General features: G+C 54.9%; 12 protein-coding genes and 2 pseudogenes. 4 read left to right on the top strand and 10 right to left on the bottom strand.

What is annotated here, in order from left to right; all coding sequences use genetic code 11:
- Nucleotides 1-17 precede the first annotated feature (17 nt).
- Nucleotides 18-1,256 (bottom strand): MFS transporter, encoded by a 1,239-nt coding sequence (locus ACKGJP_RS07220; protein ID WP_409344988.1) that lies wholly within the window; start codon nt 1,254-1,256, stop codon nt 18-20.
- Between the two features lie 316 nt (nt 1,257-1,572).
- On the opposite strand from ACKGJP_RS07220, the gene ACKGJP_RS07215 reads away from it, so the two are divergent.
- Together ACKGJP_RS07215 and ACKGJP_RS07210 are read left to right on the top strand one after the other, a co-directional pair.
- A complete protein-coding gene (locus tag ACKGJP_RS07215; RefSeq protein WP_409344987.1) occupies nt 1,573-2,019 on the top strand; it encodes a hypothetical protein in 447 nt (148 codons plus the stop codon).
- Nucleotides 2,016-3,089: a phosphodiester glycosidase family protein gene (locus ACKGJP_RS07210; protein WP_409344986.1), complete on the top strand. Its 1,074-nt coding sequence runs from the start codon at nt 2,016-2,018 to the stop codon at nt 3,087-3,089. Before ACKGJP_RS07215 ends, ACKGJP_RS07210 begins: the two co-directional genes overlap by 4 nt.
- Before the next feature lie 336 nt (nt 3,090-3,425).
- Here the strand turns inward: ACKGJP_RS07210 and ACKGJP_RS07205 are convergent, their stop codons facing one another.
- The 5 genes from ACKGJP_RS07205 to trmL all read right to left on the bottom strand — a co-directional run bounded on the left by ACKGJP_RS07205 (nt 3,426) and on the right by trmL (nt 6,774).
- Nucleotides 3,426-4,193 (bottom strand): stalk domain-containing protein, encoded by a 768-nt coding sequence (locus ACKGJP_RS07205; protein ID WP_409344985.1) that lies wholly within the window; start codon nt 4,191-4,193, stop codon nt 3,426-3,428.
- Nucleotides 4,194-4,341: 148 nt separating this feature from the next.
- Complete coding sequence (locus ACKGJP_RS07200) at nt 4,342-5,085, bottom strand: ABC transporter permease (RefSeq protein WP_409344984.1); 744 nt, start codon at nt 5,083-5,085, stop codon at nt 4,342-4,344.
- Nucleotides 5,082-5,822, bottom strand: a complete 741-nt coding sequence (locus ACKGJP_RS07195; RefSeq protein WP_409344983.1) for an ATP-binding cassette domain-containing protein — start codon at nt 5,820-5,822, stop codon at nt 5,082-5,084. Before ACKGJP_RS07195 ends, ACKGJP_RS07200 begins: the two co-directional genes overlap by 4 nt.
- 68 nt (nt 5,823-5,890) lie before the next feature.
- Nucleotides 5,891-6,151, bottom strand: a complete 261-nt coding sequence (locus ACKGJP_RS07190) for an AbrB/MazE/SpoVT family DNA-binding domain-containing protein (protein WP_409344982.1) — start codon at nt 6,149-6,151, stop codon at nt 5,891-5,893.
- A 158-nt stretch (nt 6,152-6,309) separates the two neighbouring features.
- Nucleotides 6,310-6,774: a tRNA (uridine(34)/cytosine(34)/5-carboxymethylaminomethyluridine(34)-2'-O)-methyltransferase TrmL gene (trmL, locus tag ACKGJP_RS07185; protein ID WP_409344981.1), complete on the bottom strand. Its 465-nt coding sequence runs from the start codon at nt 6,772-6,774 to the stop codon at nt 6,310-6,312.
- A gap of 220 nt (nt 6,775-6,994) precedes the next feature.
- On the opposite strand from trmL, the gene ACKGJP_RS07180 reads away from it, so the two are divergent.
- Nucleotides 6,995-7,708, top strand: coding sequence for a response regulator transcription factor (locus ACKGJP_RS07180; protein WP_409344980.1), 714 nt, complete (start codon nt 6,995-6,997; stop codon nt 7,706-7,708).
- A gap of 343 nt (nt 7,709-8,051) precedes the next feature.
- Here the strand turns inward: ACKGJP_RS07180 and ACKGJP_RS07175 are convergent, their stop codons facing one another.
- The gene (locus ACKGJP_RS07175; protein ID WP_409344979.1) at nt 8,052-9,356 is read right to left on the bottom strand and encodes an FAD-dependent oxidoreductase; all 1,305 of its coding nucleotides are present in this window, start codon (nt 9,354-9,356) and stop codon (nt 8,052-8,054) included.
- A 187-nt stretch (nt 9,357-9,543) separates the two neighbouring features.
- On the opposite strand from ACKGJP_RS07175, the gene ACKGJP_RS07170 reads away from it, so the two are divergent.
- Nucleotides 9,544-10,356, top strand: a complete 813-nt coding sequence (locus tag ACKGJP_RS07170; protein WP_409344978.1) for a helix-turn-helix domain-containing protein — start codon at nt 9,544-9,546, stop codon at nt 10,354-10,356.
- A 141-nt stretch (nt 10,357-10,497) separates the two neighbouring features.
- Here ACKGJP_RS07170 and ACKGJP_RS07165 read toward each other — a convergent pair whose 3' ends face one another.
- The 3 genes and pseudogenes from ACKGJP_RS07165 to ACKGJP_RS07155 all read right to left on the bottom strand — a co-directional run.
- A complete protein-coding gene (locus ACKGJP_RS07165; protein WP_409344977.1) occupies nt 10,498-15,666 on the bottom strand; it encodes a DNRLRE domain-containing protein in 5,169 nt (1,722 codons plus the stop codon).
- Between the two features lie 31 nt (nt 15,667-15,697).
- Nucleotides 15,698-16,279, bottom strand: a pseudogene (locus ACKGJP_RS07160) (chitinase N-terminal domain-containing protein); the annotation flags it as partial.
- 243 nt (nt 16,280-16,522) lie between these two features.
- Nucleotides 16,523-21,145, bottom strand: a pseudogene (locus ACKGJP_RS07155) (DNRLRE domain-containing protein); the annotation flags it as partial.
- Nucleotides 21,146-21,441 lie beyond the last annotated feature (296 nt).

Here is a 21,441-nt window from a genome sequence, read left to right as displayed (position 1 = left end):
CTTACAACTAGCATCCGTTAGACGCCGCCCTTTTTCAACAGGAAGACGATCGCAAATTGCGCAAGCGCGCAGACGAGCAGCACGCCGGGCAGCCAATACCCCGTCATGTCCGGCACGAGCCAGATGAAGGCGAAGATCGAAATAACCCTTCCGGCATTCACGAACGATTCCCGGGCGACGACCGACTCGACGCGGAAATGCCCCTTGAGCGGCAGCTTGCCGATCATCGTGTAATAATACGACGTGATCGAATTCCCTTGCAGCGGGTTGCATAGCGAGTACATCACCATGAACAGCACGACGGTAAACAGCGATATTTGCCAAAACAGCAGCAAGGCGCCTATCACGAAGCCGCATGCCGCGATGAAGGAGTACAGCCGGCCGAGATGCGATTTGGCGAAACGGGAAATCAGATAACCCGCGACGATCGTCACGAACGAGAACAGCACGCCGAAATAGCCGACCCAATCCTCGCGCGGAATCGTTTGGAACAGCATGATGTTCGGCAGGAACAGCATGATCCCCTGAAACAGCCCCAGCACGAAAAACGCAAAGAGCGAATGCAGCCACGCCTTATTGCGCTTCATCATAATGCCCGCCAGCTTTAAATAATACGCCTTGTGCCGGGATGCGATCGCTTTGATCCGGAAGCTGCCGAGCGTCGTCAGCACGAACATAACGAACGCCAGCGTAAACACGATAATATAGCCCTGCAGCCCGTCGTTCTTGCTGATGACGAACCCGGCAAGAGCCGGTCCGACGAGCCCTGCGGCGGTAAACGAAATCATATTGAAAGCCAAATAACGGATCCGGTTCTGCTCGGTCGATACGTCGTACATCAGCGTCAAGTAGGCGCTCCAATAAAAGGCGCTGGCGATGCCGTTGCATATGGCGAATAAATAGTAGAATTCCGCGACGTTTTCCTGGGCGATGACGACGGCCAAATAGAAAAGCGCGATGAGCATGACCCCGATCCGGTAGGTGTACATACGGTCTTTTTTCTTGACGATCCAGCCGCCCAAGGCGAATGCAAAGGGAGAAATCGCATACACGATAATGTTGTAAAGGCCGTTCACCCACAAGCTTTCCGTAAGCCGCCACAAATAAAGATTAAGAAACAGCCCGGACATCGATGCGCCGAACTGGAACGAGCCATGCAGCAGCAGCGACATTTTCGCATCCGCCGACAGCCGCATTTCTTGAGGTATTTGAGGCCTGTTTTGCCAATACGTTCGCATATGACTGATGAGCGCCACGACCGAATCCTCCGATTGCAGGCTGAGCCCGCTTTTTGTCAAAGTCTCAGGAAGGATATCCTCCGCTGATCGTTCGACTTCTCGGTAAACTCGCCGCAAAAAGACGGCGAAAGCGTTTATCCTTTGGTTTCATTGTAGCACAACAGGTTTTGTCCCATCAGCCTGTGAAGGCAGCCAAGAAAGGAAGGATCCTGCAGAGTGGCATCGGAGAACCCTGATTTGTTACAATAGATGCTGACAGGCAGGCCTTTGGCTTGTTGAAAAAAGATGTCGAAACGGGTATCATTATGTAATCTCTGAATTGGAAGTGAGTTTCATGAGCAAAACGATAGAAGTGATAGCCGATCAGCAGCAGGCGGCGCGTTCCGCCAAATCGGCCAAAGCTGCCGGAACGAAAGGCAAGCACACATACAAGCTGTTATTCGGCGCTTGGGTGCTGTTAATTGCCGGCGGGGCGTATGGGGCGTATTTGTATACCGACCATATCAAGCAGGACATGAGCGCGGACATCGCCAAACAGACGCAGGATCAGCTTAACGCCATCCAGTTGGACTACCAGAAACAGATCGGCGACCTCCAGACGAAAATTACGGCCGATATGACCGACCTTCAAGGCAAAGTCGATTCGCTCAATCAGTTGCTTGCCTTCACGAAGGACAGCGCTAGCAATAAAACCGACAACAGCAACCAGTTATATACGCAATTGAACGACGTCAAGAAGAAACTGGAAGAGCTGCAGAAAAATTTGGATGTGCTGAAATGAACCCGAAGCAGCAGGTCAACCGATTCTTTTTACTCGCGACGGCTCCCTTTCTCGGCGTGCTGATGTGGTTATTGTACACCCAACTGGCGGTCGTCATACCGAAGCTGGAAACCATCGCCGCGGCCGCAGCTGCCGATTTCTCCATACATAACGATGCCGTCTCCATCGGCGAGAAGCTGACGTCGGCGAATACGGAAACCGTAGCGCTCAAGGGCACGATCGAGAAATTTTATGAATTATACGATAAAAGCAGCTCGGAAGCGAACGCCATGGTCAAGCTTGCGGCCGACCAGGTAAGCCGACCGACGCAAATATTCGACAGCCGGCTGAGCGGCGTGTTCGGCAAGCCGACCAAGCAGGTGAATACGGGCAACATCGATCTGAAGCTGTACGTTTTCTCGGACAAGAACTACAAAGGCTATGCGCTGAAAGCCGATCTGAAGTCGGATAAAGCGATGCAAATGATACTCGGCAAGGACAAGATCGGAGGCAGCGAAACGACGCTGTCCGCGGCGAACCGTTACGGTGCGGTAGCCGGCGTCAACGCCGGAGGCTTCGCGGACGACAAATCCGGTCGGTATCCTACAGGAACGACCGTATACAACGGCAAGTACGTTTACGGCTTCTTCCCTTCCGAGGACAACTACTCGTTCTTCGGCTTGAACGCCGACCGCAAATTAATCGGCGGGAAGTTTTACCGTCAGGCGGAATTGGACAAGCTAAAACCGACGTTCGGCGCCACGTTCGTTCCCCAGCTGCTCAAAAGCGGGAGCAAGCTGGATATTCCGAGCCAGTGGGCATCGTCGCCGTTCCGGGCGCCGCGCACGGTTATCGGCAACTTTAAGAACGATCAGGTTCTCGTTATCGTCACCGACGGCTACGACGAACGAGGCGGCTCCGGCTCGACCCTAGCGGAGCTGCAGGACAAGATGCAGCAGGTCGGCATCCAAGACGCATACAACCTGGATGGGGGCGGCTCTTCGACGCTCGTATTCGACGGGAAAGTGGTCAACAGTCCTTCAGACGGACGCATGCGCACGCTGCCGACGCACTTTTTGTTTTTCAAGTAACGCTTTGTGAACGTCCGTTTGCGAAATGTTCACAATTTCGCATTTTCTTTTGACGGCTGCTTGGTTATAGTATAGATAAGGGGAGGTGCGCTCATGTCCATGACATTTTGGATTACCATCACTGTATTCGCGCTTTTCATCGGTGCGATTTTGACGGCATCTTATAACGACGATAAAACAAAAGGCCTATAAGAGTCCCCACAAAAGGAAGCGATTCTTCGAAGGTTATTCCTAGTATTTTGCGGGGAGCTTCGAAAAACGTTGAGGGATTGCATATTAAAAGCCTTTCGAGACCGTCTGTTCCAACGCTTCGGCGCTGAAATAGACGGTCTTTTGCTATTTGGTCACATCGATTTGAATGGCGGTTCTCAGCTTTTTTTCGCCGGTCTTCTCGCCGGTTTCTCCGTATACGCTGAAATCGCTCGACAGCTTAACCGTATAGTGGCCGGCGGGAAGCAGCCAGGTCGCCTCTTTCATCTCCTCCGGCAGTTCTTCCGTCCAATCCTCGTTATACGAAGGTGCCGATTGAACAACATCGAACGGAAGGGTTCCGGCGAACTCGTTGCCGGGCTTCATGGTATCCTTGATTAAAGGCTGCATCTGGAGCCCGCCCATAATTCGTCCTTTCCCGTCCATAATCGAGAAATACAAGACGGGGAGACCATGGCCGATCGTCACATCGGAATCTCCGGCATTACGCAGCGAGCCCCAGATGCGCAGCGGCTCTCCTTCCCGGTATTCCGCTTTCTCCGAATGAAGGGACAGCGCAAAGGAATCCTCCCGCTTGACGGAGCTGAGCGCCGCTTTAGCGGATTCTTGAACGGACGTGTCGATCGAGATCGTCTTGTTCGCACCGTCATAGCGAACCCTCCCTCCCATTTGCTCGGCTAAATAACGCAGCGGGACGTAAGTCGCTCCTTCGTAATTCAGAATCTCCAGCCCCTCCCTTAGCGGTGCCGACTGTCCATTAATCGTGATCGTATGAGGAAACAAAACCGCCTTCACCGTCTCGGCAGCCGCGGACAAGCTCGATTCGGATGCTGCGACAGCCGTGTACGCCAGCACCGCAGCCGCCGAAGCGATCCACCATGATCGTTTTTGCATGCATATCCTCCTAAGCGTAGTCCCAGGCTCTGGTATTGGAATACCACTCCTATATACCACAAAAACAAGGAAAAGTTTCCAAATAGTAACCAAGGATAAACACCGTTCGGCGTCTTTGAAGCCAGACGTTTGCCGGTAATGGAACACCTTACCGCAACCTCAAATCCCGGGTGAACCAAAGCTGGTAGCTCATCATGCTGAGAAGAATGCCCGTAATGGCCGCAGAGGAGGTAAGCGAGAACACGATCAAAATTTGATAGCGCACCGCCTCTATCGGGCTCGCTCCAGCCACGATCATGCCTGTCATCATCCCCGGAAGCTGGACGAGTCCGATCGTTTTCATGCTGTCGATTGTCGGAATCATGCTGGACTTCAGCGATCGCTTAACCGATCCCTGAATCGCTTGCTTGGCCGTCGCACCGAGGGACAGCAGCGTCTCGATTTCTCCGCGCGCGGTGTGCAGCTCCCTCTGCATATGGTTGAGAAACAATCCCGAAACCAGCATGCCGTTGCCGATAATAATGCCGCTTATGGGGATGATAAATTGAGCCCTCGTTTCGATGATGCCGAGTCCGATCAGCAAGCCCATGGAGAGCAGCTCCGTCGTAACGATTGCGAGGCCGATTCTCCGGCGTATGCCGGCAAGCCCTTTTGCCCGTTTACCGGCATTCAAAGCAGCAACCATGATCATCGTCAATAAGATAAGAACGATAAACGCGGTCCGTTCCGTATCGAACACGAACTGAAGCACGTACCCGACCAGAAGCAGTTGCACGGCCGAGCGCACGGATCCGATCAAAATATCCTTTTCTAGCCCGAGCTTTTGCCGGATGGATACAAAGACGGTTATGAGAACGAAAAGCAGCGTAAAACCGAGCGCTACGGTTGTCATGACGTTTCCCCTCCAGCGGGCAATTGCAGGAACCTTCGTCCCGCTTCGGTATTCGGCTGGCGAAAGAAAAGCTCCGCCACGTTGTCTTCAAGGAGCGTTCCCTCGCTCATGAACCAGATGCGGCCGCTTAGCTCCGCAGCCTGTGCCAAATCGTGCGTAATCATGACGGCAGTCGTTCCTTCCGTCCGATGCCAGTCTGCGAGAAGGCTTTCCACCGCTTGCTTGCTATGCATATCGAGCGAAGCCGTCACTTCGTCCAGCAGCAAAATTTCAGGACGCAGCAGCAGGGAACGAATAAGCGCTACACGCTGCTTTTCCCCGCCCGACAGATCGCCGGCTTGCTTGCGCCAAGCTCCCTCCAGTCCCAGGCGCGACATCAGCCGCTCGGCTAGCGGGCGGTCGAAAGCCGTACGGTGCAGGACGCTGACGATTCGCAAATTATCCTCAACGGTACCCGGGAGCATGACGGCATGCTGGGCTACATAGCACACCTTCATTCTCCATTCCTCCGGCTTCCACTCTTTCTGCGCCATTCCGTGCAAGAAGATATCGCCTTCGTCGGCCACATCCAGCGAAGCGACGATTCGCAGCAGCGTGCTTTTGCCTTGGCCCGATGCGCCCAGAACGGCCACGATGGCCGGCTCGCCGATTTGTGCGGTAATGTCCGAAAATAAACGCGTCTGCGTTTCATCCGGCAATGTTTTGCCTAAACGATCGATGCTTAAAATCGGTTTCATGTCGTTCATCCCCATTTCCAGTAAGGCAAAAAAATAAACAGGGGCGCTATCCCCTGTTCATTCGATGATTACGAATTGCTTTGGCTCGCTTGAGGCTTTAATTCCTTCAAGCATTCGGCGCACAAGTGCTTTTCCCGAAAGTCCGTTACCTGCTCCATCGATCCGCAAAATACACATCTAGGCCGATACCGTTCCAGGATAATGTGATCTCCTTGCACCAATATTTCCACTGGATCGCCTTCGTTCATTTGGTATCTTTTACGAAGGGATTTAGGCAGCACAATTCTGCCCAATTGATCCACTTTGCGAACAACCCCCGCCGGTTTCATCCTATTTCACCCTCTCACCTAATAAAATTTCACATGAAGCAACCGTCTACGTCGAGCTATCTCTATAATAATTCGATATTTCGAGTAAATTTCCTGCTTTTCTTGTCGAAATATCCGCAGCCCTGCTTCAACTCTCTCGACGATACAAACCAGAACCGTCAGCTTAAGTCTAAAAATCCGTTCTGACGCAGCGCTTCGTAAAGAACGACGGCCGCGGAGTTGGATAAATTGAGCGAACGGACGTCGCCGGTCATCGGCATCCGAATAAGCGAGTCAGGATGATCGTCCAGAATCAAATCCGGCAGCCCTTTCGTTTCTTTCCCGAATACCAGAAAGTCGCCGTCCTGAAACCGGAAGTCCGTATACAGCTTTTGCGCTTTGGTCGTTGCGAAAAAAAACCGGCCCTGCGGGTACTTGTCCTTCACTTCCTGGAACGAGTCATGGTATTCCAGCTTGACCGCGTGCCAGTAATCCAGCCCTGCGCGCTTCAGCGTTTTGTCATCCGTCAGAAAACCGAGCGGCCGCACCAAGTGCAGATGCGTTCCGGTCGCCGCGCATGTGCGCGATATATTGCCCGTATTTGCCGGAATTTCCGGTTCGACAAGCACGATATGAAAGGCCATGATGTTAGATCTCCTCTTCTTCGGTACACTCGTCTGGCTAAGAACAGCTTTTATTATACAACAAGAGGCGGCGAGATGAAATTTAACACTCGTTTTACCTTTCATTAATATTCGGTTGATAGACTTCTGCGACAATGAATCTATGAAATGAAAAGAAAGCCGCCATGTCCCTAGGCCGACACTAATCATAAATGGATTTCATAAAGGAGAGGATACAACCATGAGAAAAAAGATTTTGGTCGTTGACGACGAGCCTTCCATCTCCATGCTGCTCGAGTTTAATTTGAAACTGGTCGGCTTCGAGGTCCAATGCGTATATGACGGGGAAGCCGTATTCGAAACGCTGTCCTCGTTTCGTCCCGATCTGATCGTGCTTGATCTGATGCTGCCCAAAATGGACGGTATCCAGGTGACCCGCAAGCTGCGCAGTCAGAACAATATGGTTCCGATCGTCATGCTGACGGCGATGCAGGATCTGACGGACAAAATAGCCGGGCTTGATAATGGCGCCGACGATTACATGACGAAGCCGTTCAGTCCGCAGGAGCTCGTTTCGCGCATTCAAGCGATTCTGCGAAGAACGCAAATTTTGCCGGGAGAAGCGGAAACGGTCGCGATTGAAATCGGTCATATGCATATCCAGCCGGCGCAGCGCGAGGTTAAAGTTCAGGGCAGACCGGTCGAGCTGACGCCCAAGGAATTCGAACTGCTGCTGTTTCTGTGCCGCCACCGCGGCAAAGTGCTCAGCCGTCAGCAGTTGCTCCACGGCGTATGGGACTATCATTTCCTAGGCGATACCCGCATCGTCGACGTGCATATCAGCCACCTCCGCGACAAAATCGAAGGGAACGCGCGCAATCCGGAATATATCATGACGATACGCAACGTCGGCTATAAGCTGACCGAGCCCGCAATGAAAGAATCGTTCGCTTAAGCGAAACCGATACGAAAAGCACCTATCCGTCCGACGACGAATAGGTGCTTTTGGCTGCAACCGGTAAGAAAAACCGTCAGGCTTTTTGTGCGAAGCCTTACGTCGACGCGTGGGAGAGGGGACGGGTATGGGATTCCAGCCGCTCTTCCCCCCATACCCGTCCCCTCTCCTCACCTTCCCTGCTTTCTGTTACGCTTTTGGTTCCCTGCCGGTCTTCCAGCCGGTATTCATTGCCATGAACACCTCTATCCTTGTCCATACGGAACGTATACTTTTTGAGACTTTATGAAATACGGGACTGACGTTCCGCTCATTCCTCATTGAAGCCCATTCTGCTGACGTTCTACGGAACAATGGCGCCGAACCGTTCCAATTCCCGGCGCAGACGCGCGATCGGAACGTCTCGTACCGAACTATGCTCTTCGTCCGCAATCGCCGCCGCCATTCCCGCCACCTGACCGGTAGCCATGCAGCTGGCCTGAACGCGAAATGCCGAATTGGCCAGCCTGTCGCCGGCAACGCAGCGTCCGGCAACGAGCAGGTCGTCGCTTCCTTTCGGAATTAATGCCCGGTAAGGCAGCGTAGGCACGACTCCCGGCGCAATCATTTTTTGCTCGATATGAAACCCGCTATGATGGTGCAGATCGATCGGATAGAAGCTGTTGCACACCGCATCCGGCCATACATATCCGGACACGTAAGACGCTTCGTCCACTTCCGCTTCGCCTTCGATGCGCCAAGTTTCGCGAATGCCGCATTCGTTCGCAAAATATCGGACCTCCAGCTTTTCGCAACCCGGTACCCGGCGCAGCATCGTTACGGTTTCAAGCAAATATTGTCTCGCCCGGATTTCCGCGAGCGTCTTCGACTCCGAATCCGATCCGTCGATCCCCTGCACGTGCATGTGAATGCGTCCCGACTTAAGGTCATGGTACAAACTGTTACGGCTGCGGCCGACTTCCCCGTTAGCATAAGCTTCCTCGTATTGCCGATTCAGCTCCTCCTCGTTCACCTTCGAGAGATCGTAACCGTCAATATCATGGATCAACGTACCCGGCTGAAGCTGCTCCCCTTTCTTGCGTGAATATCCCATCATTCCCGTTACATTGGCATCGCCTGTCGCATCGATCAGCTTGCCGGCCTTGAACCACTTCAAGCCCGACTTTCCGGCCAGCGCTACGTAGTTCCCGTCTTCTCCTTTCACGACGGCCGCCGGCATTTCATGCAATCTCAGAAACACCCCTGCTTCAAGACACATCCGATCCAGCACCGAACAATAAATAAACCGGTTAACCCCTATCTGATGCATCCAATGCCTCGGAGGGATAACGGAAAAATCCGGAAGCTCGGCTCCTCCGAGCGCTGCAGTGCGTTCGATGATTTCCCAGCCGATTCCGCGAATCACCTGCTTGCCCCAAGCGTGAAACAGACCCGGGAAATTTACCGAGGCTACGACCGCCGTTCCGCCGAGTACGCCGTTCTTTTCAACCAGCGCCGTTCGTTTTCCAGCCCGCGCCGCTTGAATCGCCGCCACGCATCCGGCCGATCCGCCGCCGAAAACCATGATGTCATATTCTTCTTGAACCGTAATGCCTGCCAGCGGTCCGGCGATTAGCTCCAGTCCAGCAGTAAACTCGGTCTTCCCCATAGAAATAATCCCCTTTGTTATGTTTCGGGATATGCAGGCCTGCTTCCCTCTTTTATTGTAGGCGGAAGCGATTTACATTCTCCATGCACTTTTGTAAGCTGAGGAATATACAAATGATCGCTAGGGCGCCGGCATTCGGCAGAGAACAGGCCGTTAGCGGTAGACAATACGGAAGGGGGCGCCCCCATTGCCTGTTCCTTTACTCGGGCATATCCCGCGGTTAAAATATTTTCGGCACGTGGTTCGACGGGAACGTTTTTTTGAATATGAGAGCATTCAGAAGGAATGGCTCTTGTTTGCCGTAGAGGACGGCTCGTTTTATTTTGAAATCGAAAACCGCCGCGCAACCGCTTCTTTCGGCGATCTCGTCTTCTGTCCGCCGGGCGTCGCGTTTCGTAGGGTCGTTATTTCTCCCGTTACGCTATTTGTACTCCGGATGGAGTGGAGGGACGATCAAGGCAATGAAGTCGATCCGCTGCAATCCGACGTTCTTCCGATCGGTAAAGTCAGCTTGCGCAATACGGAAAAGCTTCTCGCGGATTACGCCGCTTTCAAGCAGCCCCATTTTCTTGACGAGCAGTGGAGCATGGTCATCCGAAACCATTATTTGCACCATATTTGGCTGCTGTATTGCGAAGAAGCGGAAGCGTTGCCGACCGTAGAGGCTTCCCCCACGTCGGATCCGCTTGTGCAGATGGCGACCAAGCTCATTCAGGCGCAAGCGTTCGAGCGGTTTAGCTTGACCTCCATCGCCTCTTCCCTCGGCATAAGCAGAGTGCAGCTATGCCAGAAGTTCCAAGACGAGTTCGGAACGACTCCGATCAAATATCTCACCGCCCTTCGTATCGAGAAGGCCAAGAAGCTGCTCGTCGAAACGAATTTGACGCTGGATCAAATATCGGAATGCTGCGGCTACCAGAACGGGTTTTACTTAAGCCGCGTATTTAAACGCAGTTGCTCGGTGACCCCGAAGCAGTATCGGAAGGAACATCGTTTGTAGGGTCATTCCTGATCAAACAGGCGCTCTCTGCAGATCTAAAGAGCATATTTGAGCTAGCATGATACCATCTGCTCCGATAAATTCGGGAGAACACGGAAAACCGCGCAGAAGCAAGCTTCTGCGCGGTTTCGATTATAGCGTCTAGTTCCCTATATCAACCAGCTTCAATAAAATATCGGCGGCTTCTTCGGGAATCTTTTTGCCTTTCTGCGCTCGTACTTCGTTCGCGAAGGCGTGGAATTGCTCATGCCGAAGCTTCGTCTCTAGCGAATTGACGATACCTTGGCTGCCGTTGCCGGTAATCCAGGACTTGATAAGCCGGATCAAGCCTTCCAAAGTGACTTTAACGGTAACGGTCGTTTCCGCCGTCCCCGAGTTGCCGGCCGCATCAGTTGCGCCGGCCGAAACGGGATTGTCGCCGATGTTCAAGCGATAGGCCGGACTGTTCACCAAAGGAGCCGAACAGGAGCTATAGACGACGCCGGATACGGTGTCCGCGGCGGTGCAGGTGACCGTAACATGCTGATCGATGTCATACGTTCCTCCTCCGCTGATAAGAACGGTCGGTGCCGTACGATCGATCCGGAAAGCGGCCGTTTGCGGCTGCTCCGCATTTCCCATGCCATCGGTCGAGCGGAACGTTAGTGTGCGGACGCCGTCTTCTTTGAAAGCAATCGCTCCCCGGTACGCCGCCCATGTCGCTCCCCCATCAAGACTATAGACGGTTTCCGTCACCCCGGACTTGTCATCCGTTGCGTTCAGTTTAACCGTGACGTCGGAAACATACCAGCCGTTCCGCTGCGCCCCCTCGATGGCGGCGACGGTCGTCGGAGGGATGTCGTCGGTGACGATCCACTGGAACGTTCGGAATTTGGAGGACAGCTTGCCGTCGCCGATTCCTCCGCCCCATTCGATCCAACCTTTCCTGCCGGTCCCGTCATTGTCGTTGACAACGATCGAGAAGCTCATAACCTCGTTCTTTGCCGCTTTGGCCGGCGCTACTTCCGACCAAGGGAGCGCAAGCTCGTAAATCGTATAGTCCTGCGCTTCCTCTCTCGTTACGGAGAGCCGGCCGTTTGTCACCGCTCCTTTCGCTACGCCCGGAGGCGTTATCCAGCGGTAAATTTGCGGACCTTCCGGCGTTTGCGAGATGCCGTATTCGTACCAATACGGACTTTCGCCCGGAAGACCGCTCGCAATGGCGAATTGAATGGCGTCGTTTTTCCAAATGTCCGCACCCGAGGAAGTCGCCGAAAACGTATCGTCCTTGATTTTTGCCGTAAGATACAGATGGCTCGAATCGTAGTTCAGCCAGACGCTGCCGCTTAAATCGCCCGCTCCTTGATAGCCGGTCATTTTTACCGTTCCCTTGGACAGGTCGATCGATGGCGAGACTGCTGCCGTTTCCGGATCAAGCGCTCCGTCGACCGTAACGGTCCTTGGGAGAACGGGATTGAACTCAGCGGTTCCCTCATAGGTATACGGTTCAAAGCCGTCAAAGTATACCGTCACCTTGATCGTACTGCTTGCGCCAAGGCCGAAACCGGTAAGCGGAATATCCGCTAAAACGGACGAGCCGGCGGGAACGGCAGCGTTAAGCTCCTTCGTACCGGATTGCGTCCCGAACCTCCACTCCACCCTTTTTACTTGCAGCGGCTTCGTTTGAGACTCGTTCTTGATTCCGGCCAGAAGCGATTTGCTTAACGTGTCCGGATCGGTAATAACGGGACGAACTTGGACTTCGTAAGGCGGAAGCGCCTTGGCCGAGCTCCGGAGTAAACCGATTTTGTCGCTGCCTTTCATCAGAAAGCCCGTCATTTGGCGGGTGCCCGGCTGGTTTGCGTTCGACACGTCGATCGTTTGCACGGTTTGCTGCCCGCTTGCCGTCACGACCGGATAAAGCTCGCCCTCCACATCCAGGCTATAAGTAAAGGCCGAGGAGGACGCATTGTCCGTTTTCAAAGCAAAAGTCATGGAATCGCCGACCCGCGCGGACTGGCCGGTCAAAACGAATGTGGCATCCTTTTCGATTGCGGTAAGCTCGCCTTCCACGAAATACGGTTCGCCGCTTAACGTGACATAGACGCTGCCGTTATCGGGCACGTACGTATGCGTATTGCCCATCATGTCCGAAATCCGGATCGGACTCGAGGTTCGAATGACGGCCGGAACGGACGGGCTGGTCGTCCATAAGACGCGTACGTCTTCGCCGTTCTTGTCGAAAAGGTAGCTTCGGATATCGCTATCGGTGGCATCCCGACGGACGAAACTCGCATTGTTCAGCTTCCTTGTCATCGCGGCATAGGTCGAATAAGCGGGCTTCGGCGTCAGGCTGCCCAGCTTGTCGTTCGGATTCCGGAGGAGACCGAAATTGTCTTCGTTCACATTGGTAAGCCCGTCGTTGATCAGGTCGTACCAAACGATTTTCTCCACGCCGTTCGCAAGAGCGACGACATAAGCGCGAATCAAGTAGTCCGCTTGCGTCTTCTCATCCACGCCGCGGGCGTCCAGCTGCGTCGGCCAGCCGGTTTCGTTGATCCAGATCGGCTTCAAATTGCCGTTGTTGTACGTCCGGATCAAGGTTTTCACGTTGTCGATCAGGCTGTCGTATCCTTCCGGCGCATTCGGGTACAAATAAGGATGAATCGAGAAGCCGTCCATGTAGGACATGCCGCCGAGCTTGAGCACGTCTTCGATCCATTTCAGATCCCCCACGGTCGATGTGCCGAGTACCGGCAGGTCGGGGTAGGCGGCCTTGATCGTCTCGTACGATTTCTTCAGCAGCGGATAGTAGTATTCGGGCTTCGAATCGGCCGGGCCGTTGCCGCGGTCCCCGAAGCTGCCGTAAAATTCGTTGTACACCTCTAAGGCATCCATCTGGCCCTCGTAATGATCCACATAGGCTTTCATATAATTGGCGAAGGCTTCCCGGCCGGCATCGGTATACGGCGTGCTGTTATTGTCGTAGTTGGGATTCGTGTATCCCGATACGTACAGAAAATCAAAATACTCGCTATCCAGCATGTTCATATAATAGTCGGGCTGCGGACCGAACGTATAGGTGCCCGGCTGTTTCTCGATGCCCGGCCATTCGAAGCCTCCCCGCACCAAACGCATGCCGGCTTCCTTCATTAAGTTCACGATATCGGCGGTCATCGTTGTCGGAAAACGATGCAGATGCGTGGACATGCCGAACGGCGAGCCTTCGTTTCCGGACGGGTCAAGCGGAGGCATCACGGCGAACGGCGACTTGATCGAAACGGGCTCGCTTCCCGTAAGCTCGGCTTTTACTTGCAGCATGAAGTATCCGTATTTCGTGAAAGGTACCGTCCATGCGGCTTCGTTCTGAACCGATGGCGCCGCTCCCTCCGATACGAGGGCCCCCTGGTAATCATAGACGGCCCAGGTAACGGCCGGCCTCGCCGTGCGCACCTTGAATCCGATCGGTTCGCCATCCGTAAATACGTTACCCGGACGAACCTGGATCAGCTTCGTCGTCGGCGTCTCCGCCGTCGCGAACGGACCGTCGTTGCTCCACTGGTTCAAGGCGTTCCCGGCTTCCACTTTAAACGTATAGCGCTGGCCGACCTGCAGTCCCGTCACCGCAAGGGAGGTTGCCGCCGGGCCGACCGCCGCGATGACGTTTCCGTTCTGATAAACGGTGTAACCGGTCACGCCTGCAGGATCGGCCGCGGAGGACCAATTCAGCTGCAAGCCCGTCTCCGTTATATCGGAAACGCTAATCGCGCTTCCTCCCGGCCATGACGGTGCGCCGCCGTTCGCCCGGTTGACCGAGAGTTCCAAATACGGACGGTTCACCCCATTTTCCCGGCTGTTGACCGAAACCGCGTGTCCGGCCGCCGCCTGCTCGACTAATGCAAAGCTGGCCGTTCCGTCCAATGCCGCTTGCCGCTTCACAAAGGCGGTCACGTCGTATTCGTACCAAGCCGCGGTTTTGCCCACATTGACGCTGCCCATGTAATGGTCGATTGCCGGCTTATCGTTCCAAGTCACCGTTAGCTCCTTCCAGGTGTCGTTCTCCATGCCGTACGCCTGGACGCCGATGGTCGAATTTTCGCCGTCGACGGCATACATCTTCAATTTGGCCGAACCGATCTCGCCCGGGAACAAACTAAGGTCGTACTTCATATACGCCTGCCGGTTCAGGTTTTGGTCCGCATTGAAATTTTTGATCAAGAGCGTGGGTTGCGCCCCGAAGTTTTTGCTCTGATTCCCTCCGCCTTGCACGTACGTGTCTTCGGCCGGCGGTAAAACGGTACGGTTCGGATTCGGCATCGTCAGCGTAAGATACGGCCCGTCACTGCTCCACCCGTCGGGCGCGTTCCCCGCTTCCACCTTGAACGTATAGCTGCTGTCGGCCTGCAGTCCCGTCACCGTATAAGAGGTCGCCGTTCCGGCCACCGTTCCGACGGCGCTGCCGTTCCGGTAAACGGTATAGCCGGTCACGCCCGCCGGATCCGTTGCCGCAGTCCAGTTCAGCTGCAGGCTCGTTGCGCTTGCATTTGATGCGCTAAACGTGCTTCCGGCCGGCCAGCTTGGTGCGCTTCCGTTTGCGCGTTCTGCCGAAAGCTCCAAATACGGACGGTTTGCGGTATTCTCTCTGCTGTTGATCGTTACCGCATGGCCTTTGGCCGCCTGCTGGATAAAGGCGAAGCTTGCCTTTCCGTCCAGCGCTTTTTGCTTTTTCACGAAGGCCGTCACGTCGATCTCGTACCAGCTTGCGGTTTTGCCTACGTTAAGCTCCGCCAAATAGTGCTCGTAAGCCGGCTTGTTGTTCCACGTCGCCGCAGTTTCTTGCCAGGAATCGTCCTCCATGCCGTACGCCTGAACGCCGATCGTCGAATTCTCGCCGTCGACGGCATAAATTTTCAATTTGGCCGAGCCGATCTCGCCCGTGAATGAGCTCAGATCGTATTTCATAAACGCCTGCCGGCGCAGGTTGACGTCTATATCGTAATTCTTGACGGCAAGCACGTTCGAGGAGCCGAAATTTTTGCTTGCGTTGCCCCCGGCGTTCACGTACGTATCTTCAATCGGGTTCAATTGGGTAACGGCCGGGGTGGAGGCTAGATTTACGGTTGAACCGGGAGCGGGATTCACCGCCGGTTCTGCGATTGGATTCGTGCCGTTCGATTCGGAAACAGGTTCAGCCGCCTGGTCAATCCCGGCATCCGCTGCAGCTGCCGCCGTGCCCGCGCTCCAGCGCGGGACGGCGGGTATGATAAGGCTGTTCAGCAGCACTGCCGATAAGGACAATCCCAAGATACGGATGGCTGTTTTCGATCGCAAGATTTTGAACATCCTTTTCACCTCGTACGGTTTAGTTTGGGAGAACGACCTTCACAATCATCGTTTGGCTCGATGTGATTCCGGCTTCGTTAACCAGCTCGCATCGGTATTCGTACGTGCCTGCCGCTTTGCCATGAATGGCCGTTACGGCCGATTGCGATTGAGGCGAGCTGCTTGCGAGCGTTTGTTCATCGATGAGAACGCCGTTTTCGTACAGCCGGTACGTCTTTCCGTTGGTGCCCCACCATAAATTCATGCTGACGTTGAAATTCCCGTCCCGATCCCAGTTGTCGTTCGAGAGCACCGGTTTACCCGGGGACGCATCGGTCACGCGTACGGTGAGCACGTCGCTTCGCGTCGTGCCGAATGCATTCGTCAGCTCCGCGACATACCGGTATGTACCGTTGGCCTTATGCGAAATGGACGTGACGGCCGATTGGGCATTCGGCGAGCGATCGGCTAACATTTGCGTATCGACCAGAACGTCGTTCTCGTACAGCTTGTAAATCATGCCGTTGTTCCCCCACCACAGGTTCATCTTCACCTGGTAGCTGCCGTCCAAAAGGCCCGTATCGTGACCGTTGTCATCGGAAAGCGAAGGCTTGCCCGGCGCCCCGCTTGCACTTGAAACGATATTGTTCACGACCGCTGTAGCAGAACCCGGATTGCCCGCTTCATCGGCGAATTCGAAAGTAAAGCTTCCGTTCGCCAGGAACATAAAGGCGTTTGCTCCCCCATTGTTCGTAATCGTTACCGGCTCGCTAGGCGTAATCGTCGCGACGACGGCTTGATTCGTTTGTGCGGTTGTGCTGTAAGAAATCGAGGCAGTCGGTGCCGTCCGGTCGATGCGGAACGCGGCCGTCTGCACAATTTCCGTATTGCCTGCCTGATCGGTCGAGCGATAAGCGATGCTGTAGCTCCCGTCCTGCTCGAACGTCAGAGGCGCCTCGTACGGCAGCCAAGTCGTCCCGCCGTCCAAGCTATACGAAGTCGATGCGACGCCGGATTCTTCATCCGTCGCGCTCAAGCTTGCCTGAACGCCGGTCACGTACCAGCCGTTCCGTTCCGTGCCTTCCAGTACCGCGACAGTCGCCGGCGGCGTATGATCGGCGCTGCCGCCGGCATCCATCAGCAGAATGGTCCGGTATTTCGTCGGATCCTTCGCGCTGCCGATTCCGCTTCCCCACTCGATGTAGCCGTCGCGGCTTCCGGCATCGTTCTCGTTGACCAGCATCGAGAAGCTGATCGCATTCCCTGCAGCCGGCAAGATCGGCTCGAACTCTCGCCATGGCATTTTCAACCGATACTTCGTTACCTTATGGTCTTCGTCCCGGGTCACCTTGAGATCGATGTCGCCGTTGTCGTGAATGCCGAGCGGGATGCCCTGCGGCGCGTTGTAGAAGTAAATCTGCGGCCCCTGCGCCGTAAGCGAGACTCCGATCTCATAATTGTAGGTGACGCTGCCGGGGATCCCTCCCGCCATGCCGAACTGGATGCCGTCATTCTTGTAACTCTCCTGGCCGACAAAAGGATACTGGAATACGTCGTCTACAATATCCGCGTCCATATAGAAGTTCGTCTCGTCCCAGGTCAGCTCGAAGCTTCCGCTTAAATCATCCGGCCCCGTGTAAGCGTCGGCCTTGATCCGGTTCGTACCGGAGCCTAGATCGATCGCAACGGGTTCGGCGGTTCCCCCTCTGTAAGCCACGCGATTAAAGTCGATGGAACTGACGATGTGAACGGGATCGTAGCCTTCCAACGCGACCGTGATATCCAGAGGATAAGACTTTCCTTCCGCAAAGCCCGGCAGCGCGATGGACTCCGTTAAGACGGTGGATGGCGCAATCGTTCGGGACGCGACCGTGCCGCTTAATTCGCCTACGGACCAATCGATCCCGCTCAAGACCAGTGGCGTTTCGACCGCGTGATTTTCGACGATGATTTGCACGGACGGCGCTTCGCCCGGCGTGGACGAAATAGACGGCTTTACGTCTACGGTAAAAGGCTTGCGGAACGGAACGTCCGCATACACCATGCCGAGCGGATTGCCGGCTGCGGAAGCAAGCTTGCCGCGAACCGATACGACGCCTTCCCGGTCCAATCCGGGAACGCGGATCGCAAGGCTCTGTTCCGAACCGGCTGCCGCTTCGAACGGATAGAGCATTCCGCCCAATTCGAGCGTACCCGACAAAGGAACGTCCGCCGCGTTAGCGACCGTCAGCTTCAGCTTGCCGTCCTCATGGACAAGAGAAGCCTCGCCGGTCAGCACGAACGTTTGATCCTTATCGATCCCTTCGATCTGTCCGTGCATGTAGACCGCTTCGCCGTTCAACGTCATATAAATCTTGCCTTGGACAGGAGTATAGACGGTTTCGTTGCCCATAAAATCAACGATACGGACCGGCGCTTGCGTACGAATGACGACAGGCGTCGGCTCTACCGCCCAGGCGACGCGAACATCCTCGCTGCCTTTCTTGAACAAATAGTGATAATAAGAACCTGTCACAGAAAGGTCGGCGTCGAAATCGGCTTCCGACAATTGGCGGATCATCACGGCGTAAGCCGTGAAAGCCGGCTTTGGCGTATAAGCGCCGAGCTGATCGGCTTTATTGCGAATAAGGCCGAAGTTATCCTCGTTATGCGCTTTGTTCGTTCCATCGTTCATGAGATCGTACCAGTATATTTTCTCAACGCCGTTCGCCAAGGAAAGGACGTAGCCGCGCACCAAATTGTCGGCCGATTTCTTCTCGCTTACTCCGGAGAGCGTGTTATGGGTCGGCCAGCCGACCTCCGTTATCCAGAGCGGCTTCGTTTGCCCGCCGTTGTATTTTTTAACCAAATCGTTTACGTCCTTGAACGATTTCACCATCATCTCGGGGTCCTTCGGGTACACATACGGATGAATGGCGATCGTATCCATATAGTTCAGGCCGCCCAGCTTCATGACGGATTCCAGCCAGGACAAAGGAACGCCTGCCGTCGACATGCCGGTAACGACCGTATCCGGATGCGAGGCTTTGACGGTTTCGTACGTTTTCTTCAAGAGCGGATAGTAATAATCCGGCTTCGAATCGGCCGGTCCCGTTCCGCGGTCGCCGAAGCCGATATTGAATTCGTTGTACACCTCCATAAATTTCAAAAATGGGGTATATGCCGGCGATGTGTAGTCCGATCCGTTGTAGCCGTCCAGGACGGCCTTCGCATGATTGGCAAAGCCTTCTCTGCCTTCATCCGTATAGGGCGTGCTGTTCGAATCATAGAACGGATTGGTGTAAGCGGCCACCCAAAGCTGATCCAGCGATTGCTTCCGCATATCGTTCATGTACTCCGCCGCGACAGGAGATGCGGGAACGGTATAGACGCCCTTTTGTTTCTCCACGGAGTTCCATTCAGACGCTTCTCTCACATTCTTGATCCCGGCTTTGGCGATGAGCCCAGTCAAGTCCGGTATCCACCCTTTGGGGGCCCAAGTCAGATGCGTATTGACGCCGAAGGGCGAATCGGCGATTTGGCTAACGTCATAAGGCGTCAAGACGGTGAACGCCGTCTGGAGTGTGATCGGGTCGCGGTTAGCCGCTACGGCTGAGGCCTCCAGCGAAAAGTAGCCGCGCAGCGATGCCGGAAACGCGATCAGCGCTTCTCCGTTATGGGGTACTGCGACGCCCGACGCCACCTGCGAGCCCCACACATCCTTGATCGTCCAAGAGACGGAGGTTCTGCCCGTCAGGAGCTTCATGCTCAGCTCCTCGCTGCTTAAGTAGACGTTGCCGAGCTGGGACGGAGCGAACTTCGTCTCCCGGGTGCCGGCAGTGGCGAACGGACCGTCCGTACTCCACTTGCCGGCTTTTCCGGCCTCCAGCTTAATCGTATACGGCTTGCCTATCGCCAGACCGGTTAACGTATAGGCGTACGTGCTGCCGTTTACCGTACCCGCCAGTACGCCATTGGCATACACGTTATACGCATCCGCCCCGGTAGCGGGCGTCCAGCTTACGCCGATTTCGTCCTCTCCCTCATGCGTAACCGTAACTTGTGAAGAAGCGGCCCACACGGGAGCTTCAGGATTTATCCTAGACTTGGCAATTTGCAGATACGGCTTGTTGGCGGCGTTTTCTTTGCTGTTTATGATCACGTTAATGCCGTTCTGTACGTTCTGGCTAATCAGGAAGCTTGCAGCTTTCCCGGCTTCGGCCTGCCCCTTGACATAGGCGGTCGCGTCGAGCGCAAACCATTTTGGCGTCCGGTCCGCCGTAAACGATTGCAAAAAATCGCGGGCCTCCGGTTTCGTATTCCAGGTTGCAGCGGCTTCGGTCCATTGTTCGGGCGACGCGCTAAACAGCTCATTCGTCACCGTCGTCCCGCCTCCGTCATTCGTTACCGCATAGACGTACAATACAGCCGACCCAATATCTTCGATCGCGGAGCCAAGATCGAATTTCAGCAAGCTCTCCCGCGTCAGATCGACGGAGTTTTTCTTGACCAGCAGCGACGCATCGCTGCCGTAATTTACATCCGCTTTGGCGCCCGCGTTGACATAGGTATCGTCCGTCGGAAACAGCTTTTGCTCCGTTATGGGAACGGTTACCCGGACGTTCGGGCCGTTAGTCGACCACCGTAAAGCGGTATCTGCCGCTTCAACCTGAAACTCATACACCTCGCCCGGAATCAAGGAAACCGCTTCATAGCTGTTGACCGTTCCCGGGACACTGCCCAGCAGCACGCCATTCGCGTAGATCCGGTACGAGAATATGCCCGAAGCATCTTGGGCAGGGGACCAATTCAGCCGCACGGAAGTCGGGCTTGTCAGAACGCCCGTCAATGATGTCCCCTCCGGCCAGACGGGAGGTTCCGAATCCGCCGGGGTTGCAGGCATATACGTGACCGATAGGTAGGGCTTGTTGGCTGCCTCGAGGCTGTGCAGACTCACGAAACAATTGGCCAGGCTGGCGTCGACAAGTGCAACGCTTGCCGTCAGATCGGCCAATTGCTCGGAGGCGACGTATGCCGTTACGTCGGCGGCATACCAGTTCGCCGGTTTGTTGTTTAGCATGGCGATGGGAGCGGCAACCGCATTTCCCTTAGCGGGACTTGCATTCCACGTGATTTCCGTTCCGGTCCAATTGTCGTTAGGCACGCCGTAAACAGCGAGGCTTACCGGCTTGCCTCCCGGCTGTGCGCCGTCGGTTACGGCTCCGTACAGATTGAGGCTTGCGCCCGTAATGACTCCCGGAATACCGCTTAGGTCGAACTTGATAAACGCTTCCCGCTTATCGACCGCATTGGTACCGGAATAGTTTTTGACCTGAAGCGCGGTTGGCGTTGTGGCCCCGAATTTCGTGTTGGCATGGGAACCTCCTCTGACGAACGCATCGTCGGACGCATAGATGCGAACCGTTACCGGCGACTGCGTTTCTGCGGACGGTACCGCGAACTCTGCGGCAGACGCTGCGGCGGCGCGATGCGCAACGCCGCCGAACAAGCTTGTGAAAGCCAAGACCAAACAAAGCAGACCTGCGATTCTCGTTCTGGCATACCGATGAAAAATGGCATGTGGACTCAATCTGGAACCTCCTTCGTTATTTTATTGGTTAACGACTTTGTTGTAAGCGTTTACATTCGAATTCAAAGCGGCTCTGTTCGAAAACAGGTAGGCTGCTTCCAACAAAATCGTAACGCTCGTCTCGGCGGAGCGTGCTGCCGCGCTCCATAGCGGGTCAATCTGCAGCAAACCGCGAATGTTTGGAGTGCGCTTCTCCGCGCAAAAATGGGACGCAC

The sequence above is a fragment of the Paenibacillus litoralis genome (genome assembly GCF_046244365.1).
Classification (GTDB): domain Bacteria; phylum Bacillota; class Bacilli; order Paenibacillales; family NBRC-103111; genus Paenibacillus_V.
This window is presented reverse-complemented; position numbering and strand designations above follow the sequence as displayed.